Genomic DNA, 12,235 nt, shown 5'->3' with positions numbered 1-12,235 from the left:
CGGATGATCGAGGAGGATTCGTGATGATGATCCGTGTTGCCGCCGCAGTCTTGCTGTCCCTGCCGACCATCGCGACCGCGCAGACGACCGCCGATCCGGTGCCCGCTGCGACCGCGACGCCCGCCGCGGGGGCGAAGAGCCTGCTCGGGCAGGTGGGCGGGCTGCTCGGCGGTGGCGGCGCCCTGCCGCAGGTGGGGACGATCGGCGCGGGCAATGCCGCCGGGCTGCTCGGCTATTGCGTCAGGAACAAGCTGCTCGGCGCGACCGGCGGGCAGACCGGCGCGGCGGGCGTGCTCGGGCGGCTGACCGGGCAGAAGGACGTGCGGACGCTGCCCGGCTATCAGGCAGGGCAGGCGGGGCAGGTACAGGCGGCGAACGGCCAGACGCTGTCGCTCGACGGCTTGCGCGGGCAGGTGAAGAACCAGGTGTGCAATCTGGTGCTCAACCGCGCGCGGGCGTTCCTGTAAGCGGACATCGACGCGCCCGGCGGGCGGGACGATCCGCGCGGCGAATGGGCTCGAAGGGCCCGGTGCGGGCTCGTGGCGAACGCTGCGGGGGCTGTGCAGCTCGATCGGGGGAATGGCCGGTGCGTTTCGTCGCGCTGGTGGTGCCCGATAGCGAGGGCGCGCCGTCGTGGAGCCGGGGCTCGACTGTGAGGCGGTCGCTTTCCGTCGCGATCTAAGGCCGGATCGACATTCAGCGACGTAGAGACATTCCGCCCCCTTTGGCGGGCAGGGCTATCGAATATGAGCGATTGGCCGGCGGCTCTCCAATTCCTTCGTCACCCTGGACGTGTTCCGGGGTCCACGGTTCGGCGGACTCGTCGTTTCGAGGCTCATTTTCCACGCTTGCGGCACGGTGGACCCCGGAACAAGTCCGGGGTGACGAACTATTCCAGGCCGCCGGTTCGTCACGCGGCCATATGCGATAGCTCTATCGTGGCGGGGGAGGACGTGTCGTCGTTCACCCGTCCGAATGTCGATCGATCCTGGGCGATGCTGCCGATCGCGACGCGGTACGGCGCCTGCCCGGTGCCCGTGCTGGGCTATGGCGACAGCGGCGTGCTCGGCCATGCGTTCGCGCTGGCCGCGTTTACCGGCGCCGCGCGCCGCGCCTGACGCCCGAAATGAGAAGAGGGTGCCGTGCGCCTCCCGGCAGCCCGACACCCCCCAAACATGGTCAGCGGCCGGAGAGCTCCAGCCCGGGAAACCATGCGGCCTCTTCAACCCTCGTCATGCCGTTGATTGGGGGAGGATACCCCCCGGCACGATTCAGACGGGTCCTAGAAGCCGGTCCCCCGAACGAACTGAACCGACCCCATTGCTGAACCATGAGACATCGGATCACCTCCTTTCGCTTGTTGATAGCCATGTGACCGGACCCGGCCACGCCCGCAATGTGCGCATCATCGCGGGGACATGCAAGTCTTGTAATGCGCGGCGTTTTGCGCGACGATTCGCCCCCTTGACGCCGCGTCAGCCGCGGCAGTCCTCCGTCACCCGCTCGATCTCCGCCCAGGCGGGAACGACCAGCGTCCCGCCGCCCGCCTGCTGGATCACGAACCGTCCGCGGCTGAACCCCATCGCGTCGAGCAGACCGTCGTTGGGGGCCAGCGCGGCGGCGACATAGGCGGGGGTGCCGCCGGTCGGCTGGACGGCCAGCGCGCGCGTCGTGCTGCTGGTGCGGATGGTCAGCGCCGTCGCGGTGGCGCCGGCGACCGACAGGAAGACCTGACGGCGGGACAGGTCGCAGCGCAGCGTCAGGCGAGCGTCTGCATTCGGCGTACCGAACAGCGCGAGGCTGCCGCGATCGTCGCGGCGATAGGTCCAGGTGCCCGGCGTCAGCGGCCAGTCGCGCCAGTCGCTGCTCGCCGTGACGACGGGCGGCGCCGGACGCGGGGCGGCGGACACCGGCGTGGGGGCAGGCGGCGGCGGCGCGGTCTGCGGCACGCACGCGCCGGCGGCGAGCGACAGGGCGATGATGGGAAGGACACGCATGCCGCGGCTTATGGGGGAAGCGGGCAGGCGCCTCAACCCGCCGCGGCGTGGAACCGGCGTGGGCGCCGGGCGGTTCACCGGTGTAACAAACAGGAGCATCCGATGTCGACCGATACCCAGACCGTCACCACCCAATTGCTCGCCCAGGCGAACGTCGCCCATTCGCTGAAGGTCGAAAGCCGCGACGGCGATCAGGTGGGCTCGGTCCATGCGCTGATGGTCCACAAGGGTAGCGGCCGCTCGACGCATGCGGTGCTCAGCCTCGGCGGGTTCCTGGGCATGGGCAAGAGCTTCTATCCGCTGCCCTTCGAACTGCTGCAGTTCGATCCGGTGCGCGACCTGTACGTGGTGACGATCGACCGCCGCATGCTGGAAGGCGGGCCGAGCTGGGCGAACAACGCGCCGGTGTTCGACCAGGCGTACGCCGATCGCGTGGCGAGCTATTACGGGGTGAGCAGCGCGAACCTGACGACGGGCTAAGCGGCGCGGCGCACGATACGATCGAGATCGGCCCGGTAAGCCAGCCGGGCCTCTTCGAGATCGTAATCGTTCTGCAAACCGAGGAAAAAGCTCTCGTCCATGCCGAAATAGCGTGCCAGACGAAGGGCGGATTCGGCGTCGATCGGCGCATGTTCATCCAACAGCGCCTCCAGTTTATCGAACGCTATGCCAGCGCCGGCGGCCACTTCGGCAACCGGTATCTCGCTGCCGATCAGGAAGTCCTCGCGAAGAATTTCCCCGGGATGGATATTGGGCAGCCGCTCGGCGTCACCGATGATAATCCTCGATGCGGACATCGATCGCGCTCCCGTTCTCCCAGCGGAAGGTGATCCTCCACTGGTTGTTGATGCGGATACTATATGTCCCCTTGCGGTCGCCCTTCAACTCCTCGAATCGATTTCCCGGTGGGATGAGCAGGTCGTGCGGTTTGACGATACGGTTGATCTGACGGAGCTTGCGAAGCGCGGGACGCTGAATATCCGGCGGCAGTCTGCGGCTACCCTCGCGGTTCCATACGCGTTCGGTCTCGGCGTCGGCGAAGTTGCGGATCATGGATTTGCCCTTTCACCCGACCCGTAACACCGCAATCCAGACCTGTTACCGCCGTCATCTTGTAGAGAGCGTCTCTACAAGACTACCGCCCTCCGCGCTTTCCGCCCATGCGCATCTTCTGCGACTTGCCGTAGCGGGTCTTCCTCGTCCCCGGCTTGCCCTCGTTGCTGCGACCCATGATCGGCGCTTTCTGTTCGTTGACGGGCAGGCCGAGTTCCTCGTTTTCGAGCTGGCGGATCTCGTCGCGCAGGCGGCCGGCTTCCTCGAATTCGAGGTCGCTGGCGGCCTTGCGCATGCGCTTTTCGAGGTCCTCGATGTACGCGCGCAGATTGTGGCCGACCATGTGGGGGCGGTCTTCGTCGATCGGTACGGTGACCTGATCGCCTTGGCTCACATGCGCGATGATGTCGCCGATGTTGCGGCGGATCGTCGTCGGCGTGATGCCGTGCTCGAGGTTGTACGCTTCCTGCTTTTCGCGGCGGCGCGCGGTTTCGTTCATCGCCCGCTCCATCGAGCCGGTGATGCGGTCGGCGTAGAGGATGACGCGGCCGTCGACGTTGCGCGCGGCACGGCCGATCGTCTGGATCAGCGACGTCTCGGAACGCAGGAAGCCCTCCTTGTCGGCGTCGAGGATCGCGACCAGCCCGCATTCCGGGATGTCGAGCCCCTCGCGCAGCAGGTTGATGCCGATCAGCACGTCGTAGACGCCGAGGCGCAGGTCGCGGATCAGCTCGATACGCTCCAGCGTCTCGACGTCGCTATGCATGTAGCGGACCTTGATGCCCGCTTCGTGCATGTACTCGGTGAGGTCTTCGGACATGCGCTTGGTGAGCGTCGTCACCAGCGTGCGATAGCCGAGTGCCGTCGTCTTGTGGCATTCCTGGATCAGGTCCTGCACCTGTTCCTCGACCGGCTTGATCTCGACGGGCGGATCGATGAGGCCGGTGGGGCGGATGACCTGTTCGGCGAAGACGCCGCCGGTCTGCTCCATCTCCCAATTGCCGGGCGTCGCCGAGACGCTGACCGTCTGCGGGCGCATCGCGTCCCATTCGTTGAAGCGCAACGGCCGGTTGTCGATGCACGACGGCAGGCGGAAGCCATATTCGGCGAGCGTGATCTTGCGGCGGTGATCGCCGCGCGCCATCGCGCCGATCTGCGGTACGGTCTGGTGGCTCTCGTCGACGAACAGCAAAGCGTTTTCGGGGAGGTATTCGAACAACGTGGGCGGTGGTTCGCCGGGGAGGCGACCCGTCAAAAATCGACTGTAGTTTTCGATGCCGGCGCAGCTGCCGGTGGCGGCGATCATTTCGAGGTCGAAATTGGTGCGTTGTTCGAGGCGCTGCGCCTCGAGCAGCTTGCCTTCGGCGACCAGTTCCTTGAGCCGTTCGGCGAGCTCGTGCTTGATCGCGTCGCCCGCCTGTTTGAGCGTCGGGCCGGGCGTGACGTAATGGCTGTTGGCGTAAACGCGCACGCTGTTGAGGCTCGCCACCTTCTTGCCGGTCAGCGGATCGAATTCGGTGATGTCCTCGATGTCGTCGCCGAAGAACGAGATGCGCCAGGCGCTGTCCTCGTAATGCGACGGGAAGATTTCGAGCGTGTCGCCCTTCACGCGGAAATTGCCGCGCGCGAAGGCGGCGTCGTTGCGTTTGTATTGCAGCGCGACGAGCTTGCGGACGATCTCACGCTGGTCGACGGTCGCGCCCTTCTTGAGGTCGAAGATCATCGCCGAATAGGTTTCGACCGAACCGATGCCGTACAGGCACGAAACGCTCGCGACGATGATGCAGTCGTCGCGTTCGAGCAGCGAGCGCGTCGCCGAATGGCGCATCCGGTCGATCGATTCGTTGGTCGACGATTCCTTCTCGATATAGGTATCCGAGCGCGCGACATACGCCTCGGGCTGGTAGTAATCGTAGTAACTGACGAAATATTCGACCGCGTTCTCCGGGAAGAAGCTCTTGAACTCGCCATAGAGCTGCGCGGCGAGGATCTTGTTCGGAGCGAGGATCAGCGCCGGGCGCTGCAGTTCCTCGATGACTTTGGCCATCGTAAAGGTCTTGCCCGAGCCGGTGACGCCCAACAGCACCTGATCCTTTTCGCCCCCGCGCGCGGTCGCGGTCAGCTCGGCGATCGCGGTCGGCTGGTCGCCGCTGGGGCTATATTCGCTGACCAGCTTGAACGGGCGACCGCCCTCCACCTTGTCGGGCCGCGCCGGGCGGTGGGGGATGAAGGTTTCGCCGGTTTCGGGTTCGGCGAGGCTGGTGCGGATCTGGATGGCCATATCGGGAACGGATATGGGGCGGCGGGCAAGGCTCGGCAACACATCCCCAAGCTTTGCTTTGGTTGACCCGGCGGCGTGCGGTTCATAATGCGACCCTCTCGCAAACGATCCGAAGCCCCATCCGCATGACCGACGTCCGTGTCCCGAAGACTCTGCCCGAGACCAAGGCGTTCCTGAACGTCAAGGTGCTGTGGGTGCGCCACTGGAACGACCGATTGTTCAGCTTCGCGGTCGAGCGGCCGGAGAGCTTCCGCTTCCGGTCGGGCGAGTTCGTGATGATCGGGCTCGACGGCGATGGCGAGGGCGCCAAGCCGATCATGCGCGCCTATTCGATCGCGTCCCCGCATTATGCCGAGGAGCTGGAGTTCCTGTCGATCAAGGTCGAGGACGGGCCGCTGACGTCGAAGCTGCAGAGAATCGAACCGGGCGACGAAGTGTATATGGGCAAGAAGCCGACGGGCACGCTCGTCACCGATGCGCTGGTCGGCGGCAAGCGGCTGTTCTTCTTCTCGACCGGCACCGGCCTCGCGCCGTTCCTCAGCTTGGCGCGCGATCCCGACGTGTACGGCATGTTCGATCAGGTGATCCTGGTCCATTCGGTGCGGCAGGTCAGCGACCTTGCCTATCACGACGAATTGCAGGCGCGGCTGGCGGAGGACCCGCTGGTGTCGGACGAGGCGGCGACGCAGTTCCACTACATCCCGACGGTGACGCGCGAGCCGTTCCGCACCACCGGGCGGATCGGCGACCTGATCGAGAGCGCGGCGCTGTTCGGCGATCCGGTGCAGGGCGCGAAGAAGCTCGATCCGGAGACCGACCGGATCATGCTGTGCGGGAGCATGGCGATGATCCGCGAGACGGCGGCGATGCTGGATGGCATCGGATTCGAGGAAGGGTCGAACGCCAAGGCCGGGACGTATGTGATCGAGCGCGCGTTCGTCGATTGAGGCTGAATAAGCCCCTCCCCTTCAGGGGAGGGGTTGGGGGTGGGGCGGTGTCTCACCGAGACTGGCGTGTGTGACTCCCCCGCCCCAACCCCTCCCCTGAAGGGGAGGGGCTTTTAGGGAAGCGCCTTCACCGCGGGCGTGTCGAGGCAGCGGAGCATGTCCGCCTGTGCCATCGGCTTGCCCGCTACCGGCACGGCATAGGGCGGCACGTCGAACGGCACGCCGATCCGTTCCGCGGTGAAGCCGCTGCCGCCGGTGCAGCGCATCGCCGCCGCCAGCATCTTCGGCGGCGTATCATAGCCTTCGTACGACAGGCGGAACGTCCCCCAGTGGATCGCCATCGACCGCGCCGCGCCGAGGCGCTGGTGGATCAGCGCCGCCTCGGCTGGGCCGACGTGGCTGCCCGACGACATCTGGCCGGGGACGAAGCGGAACGCTCCGATCGGGATCATCGCGAAGCGGATCGGGCCGAGCGCTGCGGCCTCGGCCGGCCATTTCCCGTCGCCGAAGCCGGTGTCGCCGGCGAAGAAGACGTTGCCGCCGCTCGGCAGGCGCACGACGAAGCTCGACCAGAGCGCACGGTTGCGGTCGGTGAACCAGCGGCTGCCCCAATGGTGGTTGCGCGTCACCGCGACGGCGACGCCGGGGCGGATGCTCGCCTGTTGCCCCCAGTCGAGCGCGGTCGCGCTCGCGCCGGTCTGGCCGATGACGCTGTCGTTGCCGAGGCTGGTGACGATCCGCGGCCGGTCGCGTTGCCAGAGGCGCTCGAGCGCCGCCTGATCGAGGTGGTCGTAATGGTTGTGGCTGACCAGCACGAGGTCGATCTTCGGTAGGTCCTCGAACCGCACACCCGGCCCGGCGACGCGCTGCGGGCCGAGGCCGAAGGGGCCGGCGTGCTCTGCGTAGATCGGGTCGGTGAGGATGTTGAGGCCCTGCGTCTGGATCAGCACGCTGGCATGGCCGATCCAGGTCACCACCATCCGCTCGCCCTCGACACGCGCCGCCGGCCGGGACGGTATGACCGCGACGCTCGTCGGCCAAGGCGGTCGGCCGTCGTTCTTGGTGAGATAGCGCCAGAAGAAACCCGCCCGGCTGCCGCCCGCCGGCATGCGCAGCGTATCCGCATCGCCGTCGGGGTTGAAGAAGCGTGCGCCATCGTAATGACCGCTGGCATCGCCCTCGTAATAGAGGCGGTCGAGGAACCGGGGGACGATCGTCACGGTCAGGCCGACGAGGACGATCAATCCCAGCACGATCCCGCCGATGATCTTCAATGCGCGCGCCACGACCATCCTGTCTTGATCTCGATCAATCAATCGCCGTGCCGCGGGTTCCGCGACGCGTCAATGCGACATCGCTGCCGCTTGCGCCGGCTCGATGCCCCGCTAGCATCGCTTCGACATGACAGGGGGTTCCATGCGCCGGATATTTTTGGGGTTTCTGCTGGGGCTCGCCTTGCCCGCCGCGCCGGCGTTCGCGCGCAAGGTCACGGTCGAGGAAGTGTCGCTGGAACAGGTGCAGGCGTTGATGACGGCGGGCAAGGCGTCGAGCGTCGCGCTGACCCGCGCCTATCTCGACCGAATCGCCGCGATGGATCGCAAGGGGCCAGGCTTGCGCAGCGTCATCGCGGTGAACCCGCAGGCGTTGGCACAGGCGAAGGCGCTGGACGACGAACGCCGCGCGGGGCGCATCCGGGGGCCACTGCACGGCGTGCCGGTGCTCATCAAGGACAATATCGAGACCGCGGACGCGATGGCGACGACCGCGGGCAGCCTCGCGCTGAAGGACAATATCACCCGTCGCGACGCGCCGGTGGTGGCGCGGCTGCGCGCGGCGGGGGCGGTGATCCTCGGCAAGACCAACCTGTCGGAATGGGCCAACATCCGCTCCAGCCACGCGATGAGCGGGTGGAGCGCGGTCGGCGGGCTGGTGCGCAACCCCTATGCGATCGATCGTACCGCCTGCGGATCGTCGAGCGGATCGGGCGCGGCGGTGGCGGCGAGCTTCGCCGCGGCGGCGGTGGGGACGGAGACCGACGGATCGGTGGTGTGCCCGTCGTCGATCAACGGGCTGGTCGGGCTGAAGCCGTCGATCGGGCTGGTCAGCCGCACCCATGTCGTGCCGATCAGCCATTCGCAGGATACGCCGGGACCGATGGCGCGCAGCGTGCGCGACGTCGCGATCCTGTTCTCCGCGATGGTCGGCGCCGATCCTGCCGATCCGGCGACCGCGGGGGCGGTGCTGCGGGATTATGCCGCGGGACTGTCGGTCAGTGCACTGTCGGGCGTGCGCGTCGCGGTGCTGCGGCCGGAGGGCATGTCGGCGGATCTGGTCGCGCGCTACGACGCGGCGCTGGCGGTGCTCAAGACCGCGGGCGCGGTGCTGGTCGAGGTGAAGGCGCCCAAGCTCGACGGCATCGGCGATGCCGAGTTCATGGTGCTCAAGACCGAATTGAAGACCGATCTCGACGCCTATCTCGCGACCACGCCGCCGGCGGTGACGGCGCGCACCCTCGACCAGCTGATCGCCTTCAACCGCGCGCATGCGGCCGACGAGATGCCGTTCTTCGCGCAGGAGATCTTCGAGGAGGCCGCGAAGACCAGGGGGTTGGGCGATCCCGCCTACAAGGCGGCGCGGACGAAATCGCTCCGCCAGGCGAGCGAGGCGATCGACGGCATGTTGCGCAGCGCGGGGGCGGCGCTGCTGGTCGAGCCGACCTATGCGGGGGCGTGGCTGAGCGACCCGGTCTATGGCGATCAGTATAACGGGCCATCGTCGTCGGAGCTGCCGGCGATCGCGGGCTATCCCAATCTGACGGTGCCGATGGGGCTGGTGAAGGGGCTGCCGGTCGGCCTGTCGTTCATCGCGACGAAGAATGGCGAGGCGGCGGTGCTGGGCGCGGGCTATGCCTACGAACAGCGCGCGCAGGCGCGACGGGCGCCACGGTATCTGGCGCAGGCGGACGTGGGGGCCGGACTGGAGGGGCGGTGACGCGGTGGCGCACTGACCAATACGTCCGTTCGGGCTGAGCCTGTCGAAGCCCTGTTTTCCGCGAGCGTAACGCTGGTGGAGAGGTGCCCTTCGACAGGCTCAGGGCGAACGGGTTTAGGACGGAAGCGCCGCCGCCCACCGCCGCGCGAAGCTTGCCTGCCAAAGCATCAGCAATGGCACCGCGCCCAGTTCCATGAAGAAACCAAACAAATGCCCCGTCGACGGCGCGCCGACCGCGATCAGCGAGACGACGCGCGACAGGCCGCCCGCAACCACCAGCGCGCCGAGCAGGCGGAAGCGCGGGCCGGTCGTCTCGATCCGCGGGACGCAGCTCGCGAACGCCACGCCCACCGCGAGGAAGATCCCCGATATGTAGCGGAAATGGCTGTCGAGGTCGGTCGGGATCACCGGCGGATGGCCGAGGAAGCCCGGCCCGTGCAGCACGCTCTGCCCGCCGACGCTCAAGGGGACGAAACAGGCGAGCGCGACGACTGCCTGCAGCAGGCGGCGTTCCGTCGTGACGGTCATGACAGGATTTCCTTGCGGACGTGGATCGCGCGCAGGGACACGCGCACCTCCCACATGAAGGCGCTGAGGCAGCAGATCAGCAGCGCGACCGCGAGGATGAAGATCAGCGCGATCCAGGTGCCGATGTGGAACTGGCCGAGGTTGGCGACGAACAGCATCGCGATGACGATGCACGCCATCACCGCGCTCGACACCGCGAGGAACAGCGCGGCGTTGATGATCGACATGCGTTCGTCGAGCAGCTTCAGCTCCCAGACGTGGCGGATGCGCTCCGGACCTTCGGCGTCGGGGATGCGCTCCTCGAGCTTGCGCGCGCGGTCGATCACGCGGGCGAGGCGGCCGGCGAGGACGTTGAGGATCTGGCCGATCGCCGCCAGCATGAACACCGGGGCGAGCGACAGCTGGATCGTCTGCGCGATCGCAGACACCTGGAAGAAGGTCGGCATGGCGCCAGCATAGGGCGGATCGGGGCGGGCGAAAGGGGGCACGGCCGATCGCAATCTGCACCGGTTGGTAACGCATCGCCGCTAAGCGCGGACCCCGTGACCAAACCGATGCTCCTCGCCGATTTCCAGCGGCTGCCGCCGGTCGCCCGCGGCCATCTCGCCGATGGCCTCGCCGCGGCGATCGATACGGTCGCGGCGCGGGCGGCGCCGGCGCATGGTTTCCTGCGCTACGGCTGGTTCGCGGCGGCGCTCGGCGCCTATGGCGGACAGGCGCGGACGCTGCTGGTCGAGGAGGACGGCGAGCCGACGCTGGCGCTGCCCTTCGTGGGGATCGGGCCGGCGATCGCGCGGGCGGCGGCGGTGCCGGGGTCGTACTGGCCGTTCCGCAGCTTTCCGCTCGCCGTGGATGCGGGCGAGGGGACGCTGAAGGCGGCGCTGGCGACGCTGGCGGGGGCGGTCAACGTGCTGCGCATCGGGCCGGTCTATGACGACGATCCGGCGGCGATGCCGCTGATCGCGGCGGCGCGGGCCGCCGGGTGGGCGGTGCTCGACCGGTTCGTCGCGGACAGCTGGCTGCTCAACATGGCCGCGTTGCAGGCCGAGGGGACGTGGCCGCGCGGATCGACGCTGCGCAAGAACCGCTTTCACGAAAAGCATCTCGCCGGGCATGGCGTGCCGGACTGGCGGTTCCTCAACGGGGGCGACTGGCCGGCGGCGTTCGATGCGCTGGCGGGGGTCGAGGAGGCGAGCTGGATCGCGGCGCGCACCGACGGTTCCGATGCGAAGTTCACCACGACCGGCCACGGTGCCTTCTGGCGCGCGGCGGCGGCGGATCCGGTGGTCGCGGGGATGCTGCGTGCGGCATTGCTGACGATCGACGGTCGGCCGGCGGCGTTTTCGTTCGATCTCGATGCGGGTGATCTGAAATATGCGATCGCCAACAGCTATGACCCCGCCTATGCCAAGCATTCGCCGGGGAAGTTGCTCTATTATCGCAACCTCGTCGAGGCGCTGGGTCGCGGCATCACCCGGGTCGACTGGGGCGCGGGCGACAGCGGCTACAAGCAGGTGATCGGCGCCGACAAGGGGCCGGCGATCCGCGACTGGCTGCTGGTGCGGCCGGGGCTGCCGGCGCTGCTCGGGCGGCTGGCGCGTGGGGCGTGGCGGCGGTCGGGGCACTAGACGGCCCGCCGCGCCTGCGCCTAGGCTCCGGCGATGTTCGTATTCCTCGATTTCGAAGCCTCGTCGCTCGCCAAGAAAAGCTATCCGATCGAGGTCGCCTGGGTGTTTGAGGACGGCGCGCACGAAAGCCACCTGATCCGCCCGCCGCTGCAATGGGACGATTGGGACGACGCGGCGGAGGCGATCCATCATATCCCGCGGGCGCTGCTGGAGGCGGAGGGGACGCCGCACGACGTGGTGGCGCGGCGGATGGTCGCGGTGCTGACCGGCCACCAGTTGTTCGCGAGCGCGCCGTCGTGGGACGGCAAATGGCTGAGCGCGCTGCTGCGGGCGGCGAAGCTGCCGCGGCATGCGCTGCGGCTGCGCGACAGCGACGAGGCGCAGCGCGAGACGGCGACGGCGATCCTGCGGGGGCATGTGCCCGAGGCGGAGCTGGGCCGTGCGGTGGCGGACGTGGCGGTGCTCGGCGAGTTGCGCGATCATGACGTGCCGGCGCACCGCGCGCTGGCGGATGCGCGGGATGAGTGGCGGCGCTGGTCGCTGGTGAAGCGCGCGGCGGAGGAGCGGGCTGCTGCAAATCCTTCCTCGGCATAGCCGGGCAAGGAAGGGTAAGGGGATTCATGGCCGAGATCATCAACCTGCGTCGCGCCCGCAAGGCGCGTGACCGTGACGTGGCGGCGAAGGCTGCGGCGGCGAACCGGGCGAAGTTCGGGCGGACCAAGGCGGAGCGCGATGCCGATGCGACGAATCGCGCGCGGATCGAGCGGACGCTCGACGGTGCGAAACGCGAGGATTGAGCAGCGTCTCCAG

At 67.9% G+C, this 12,235-nt stretch carries 15 protein-coding genes; 8 read left to right on the top strand and 7 right to left on the bottom strand.

The window, feature by feature from the left end:
* Positions 1-23: 23 nt before the first annotated feature.
* Together M9979_RS07960 and M9979_RS07955 are read left to right on the top strand one after the other, a co-directional pair.
* The gene (locus M9979_RS07960) at positions 24-467 is read left to right on the top strand and encodes a DUF2501 domain-containing protein (RefSeq protein WP_254288824.1); all 444 of its coding nucleotides are present in this window, start codon (positions 24-26) and stop codon (positions 465-467) included.
* 471 nt (positions 468-938) lie between these two features.
* The gene (locus M9979_RS07955; protein WP_254288823.1) at positions 939-1,118 is read left to right on the top strand and encodes a hypothetical protein; all 180 of its coding nucleotides are present in this window, start codon (positions 939-941) and stop codon (positions 1,116-1,118) included.
* 357 nt (positions 1,119-1,475) lie between these two features.
* Here M9979_RS07955 and M9979_RS07950 read toward each other — a convergent pair whose 3' ends face one another.
* Positions 1,476-1,997, bottom strand: a complete 522-nt coding sequence (locus tag M9979_RS07950) for a hypothetical protein (RefSeq protein WP_254288822.1) — start codon at positions 1,995-1,997, stop codon at positions 1,476-1,478.
* Positions 1,998-2,099: 102 nt separating this feature from the next.
* Between M9979_RS07950 and M9979_RS07945 the strand changes: the two genes are divergently transcribed.
* The gene (locus M9979_RS07945) at positions 2,100-2,477 is read left to right on the top strand and encodes a PRC-barrel domain-containing protein (protein ID WP_254288821.1); all 378 of its coding nucleotides are present in this window, start codon (positions 2,100-2,102) and stop codon (positions 2,475-2,477) included.
* Here M9979_RS07945 and M9979_RS07940 read toward each other — a convergent pair.
* The 3 genes from M9979_RS07940 to uvrB all read right to left on the bottom strand — a co-directional run bounded on the left by M9979_RS07940 (position 2,474) and on the right by uvrB (position 5,331).
* Entirely contained in the window at positions 2,474-2,794 is a 321-nt protein-coding gene (locus M9979_RS07940; protein ID WP_254288820.1) for a HigA family addiction module antitoxin, read from the bottom strand. The genes M9979_RS07945 and M9979_RS07940 overlap by 4 nt on opposite strands.
* A complete protein-coding gene (locus tag M9979_RS07935; RefSeq protein WP_254288819.1) occupies positions 2,766-3,050 on the bottom strand; it encodes a type II toxin-antitoxin system RelE/ParE family toxin in 285 nt (94 codons plus the stop codon). Before M9979_RS07935 ends, M9979_RS07940 begins: the two co-directional genes overlap by 29 nt.
* An 82-nt stretch (positions 3,051-3,132) precedes the next feature.
* Positions 3,133-5,331 carry an excinuclease ABC subunit UvrB gene (uvrB, locus tag M9979_RS07930; protein ID WP_254288818.1) on the bottom strand — a complete coding sequence of 733 codons (2,199 nt, stop codon included), beginning with the start codon at positions 5,329-5,331 and terminating at the stop codon, positions 3,133-3,135.
* A 125-nt stretch (positions 5,332-5,456) separates the two neighbouring features.
* Here uvrB and M9979_RS07925 point away from each other — a divergent pair, with 125 nt between their 5' ends.
* Positions 5,457-6,278 (top strand): ferredoxin--NADP reductase, encoded by an 822-nt coding sequence (locus M9979_RS07925; RefSeq protein WP_254288817.1) that lies wholly within the window; start codon positions 5,457-5,459, stop codon positions 6,276-6,278.
* Between the two features lie 113 nt (positions 6,279-6,391).
* Here the strand turns inward: M9979_RS07925 and M9979_RS07920 are convergent, their stop codons facing one another.
* Entirely contained in the window at positions 6,392-7,570 is a 1,179-nt protein-coding gene (locus M9979_RS07920; protein WP_254288816.1) for an MBL fold metallo-hydrolase, read from the bottom strand.
* A gap of 109 nt (positions 7,571-7,679) precedes the next feature.
* Here M9979_RS07920 and M9979_RS07915 point away from each other — a divergent pair, with 109 nt between their 5' ends.
* The gene (locus M9979_RS07915; protein ID WP_422921755.1) at positions 7,680-9,269 is read left to right on the top strand and encodes an amidase; all 1,590 of its coding nucleotides are present in this window, start codon (positions 7,680-7,682) and stop codon (positions 9,267-9,269) included.
* A gap of 114 nt (positions 9,270-9,383) precedes the next feature.
* Here the strand turns inward: M9979_RS07915 and M9979_RS07910 are convergent, their stop codons facing one another.
* The gene (locus tag M9979_RS07910; RefSeq protein WP_254288814.1) at positions 9,384-9,797 is read right to left on the bottom strand and encodes a DUF4345 domain-containing protein; all 414 of its coding nucleotides are present in this window, start codon (positions 9,795-9,797) and stop codon (positions 9,384-9,386) included.
* On the bottom strand, positions 9,794-10,243 hold the full coding sequence (locus M9979_RS07905) for a DUF2721 domain-containing protein (protein ID WP_254288813.1): 450 nt from the start codon (positions 10,241-10,243) through the stop codon (positions 9,794-9,796). The genes M9979_RS07910 and M9979_RS07905 overlap by 4 nt, the downstream gene beginning before the upstream one ends.
* 96 nt (positions 10,244-10,339) lie before the next feature.
* Between M9979_RS07905 and M9979_RS07900 the strand changes: the two genes are divergently transcribed.
* Genes M9979_RS07900 through M9979_RS07890 form a run of 3 tightly spaced genes read left to right on the top strand, consistent with a single transcriptional unit; the run spans position 10,340 to position 12,222 of the window.
* Positions 10,340-11,425 (top strand): GNAT family N-acetyltransferase, encoded by a 1,086-nt coding sequence (locus M9979_RS07900; RefSeq protein ID WP_254288812.1) that lies wholly within the window; start codon positions 10,340-10,342, stop codon positions 11,423-11,425.
* A 33-nt stretch (positions 11,426-11,458) separates the two neighbouring features.
* Positions 11,459-12,019, top strand: coding sequence for a 3'-5' exonuclease (locus M9979_RS07895; protein WP_254288811.1), 561 nt, complete (start codon positions 11,459-11,461; stop codon positions 12,017-12,019).
* 26 nt (positions 12,020-12,045) lie between these two features.
* Positions 12,046-12,222, top strand: coding sequence for a DUF4169 family protein (locus tag M9979_RS07890; protein ID WP_254288810.1), 177 nt, complete (start codon positions 12,046-12,048; stop codon positions 12,220-12,222).
* The last annotated feature ends 13 nt before the right edge of the window (positions 12,223-12,235 follow it).

Origin of the sequence: Sphingomonas liriopis, assembly GCF_024211255.1 — a bacterium.
GTDB lineage: Bacteria > Pseudomonadota > Alphaproteobacteria > Sphingomonadales > Sphingomonadaceae > Sphingomonas > Sphingomonas liriopis.
Note: the sequence above shows the minus strand (reverse complement) of the source record. Positions and strands in the feature narration are given on the sequence as shown.

Excerpts from the sequence above, each read along its gene's own strand:
- M9979_RS07905 (WP_254288813.1), bottom strand. The coding sequence starts at position 10,243 with ATGCCGACCTTCTTCCAGGTGTCTGCGATCGCGCAGACGATCCAGCTG.
- uvrB (WP_254288818.1), bottom strand. The coding sequence starts at position 5,331 with ATGGCCATCCAGATCCGCACCAGCCTCGCCGAACCCGAAACCGGCGAA.
- M9979_RS07920 (WP_254288816.1), bottom strand. The coding sequence starts at position 7,570 with ATGGTCGTGGCGCGCGCATTGAAGATCATCGGCGGGATCGTGCTGGGA.
- M9979_RS07935 (WP_254288819.1), bottom strand. The coding sequence starts at position 3,050 with ATGATCCGCAACTTCGCCGACGCCGAGACCGAACGCGTATGGAACCGC.
- M9979_RS07960 (WP_254288824.1), top strand. The coding sequence starts at position 24 with ATGATGATCCGTGTTGCCGCCGCAGTCTTGCTGTCCCTGCCGACCATC.
- M9979_RS07915 (WP_422921755.1), top strand. The coding sequence starts at position 7,680 with ATGACAGGGGGTTCCATGCGCCGGATATTTTTGGGGTTTCTGCTGGGG.
- M9979_RS07945 (WP_254288821.1), top strand. The coding sequence starts at position 2,100 with ATGTCGACCGATACCCAGACCGTCACCACCCAATTGCTCGCCCAGGCG.
- M9979_RS07895 (WP_254288811.1), top strand. The coding sequence starts at position 11,459 with ATGTTCGTATTCCTCGATTTCGAAGCCTCGTCGCTCGCCAAGAAAAGC.
- M9979_RS07940 (WP_254288820.1), bottom strand. The coding sequence starts at position 2,794 with ATGTCCGCATCGAGGATTATCATCGGTGACGCCGAGCGGCTGCCCAAT.
- M9979_RS07890 (WP_254288810.1), top strand. The coding sequence starts at position 12,046 with ATGGCCGAGATCATCAACCTGCGTCGCGCCCGCAAGGCGCGTGACCGT.
- M9979_RS07925 (WP_254288817.1), top strand. The coding sequence starts at position 5,457 with ATGACCGACGTCCGTGTCCCGAAGACTCTGCCCGAGACCAAGGCGTTC.
- M9979_RS07950 (WP_254288822.1), bottom strand. The coding sequence starts at position 1,997 with ATGCGTGTCCTTCCCATCATCGCCCTGTCGCTCGCCGCCGGCGCGTGC.
- M9979_RS07910 (WP_254288814.1), bottom strand. The coding sequence starts at position 9,797 with ATGACCGTCACGACGGAACGCCGCCTGCTGCAGGCAGTCGTCGCGCTC.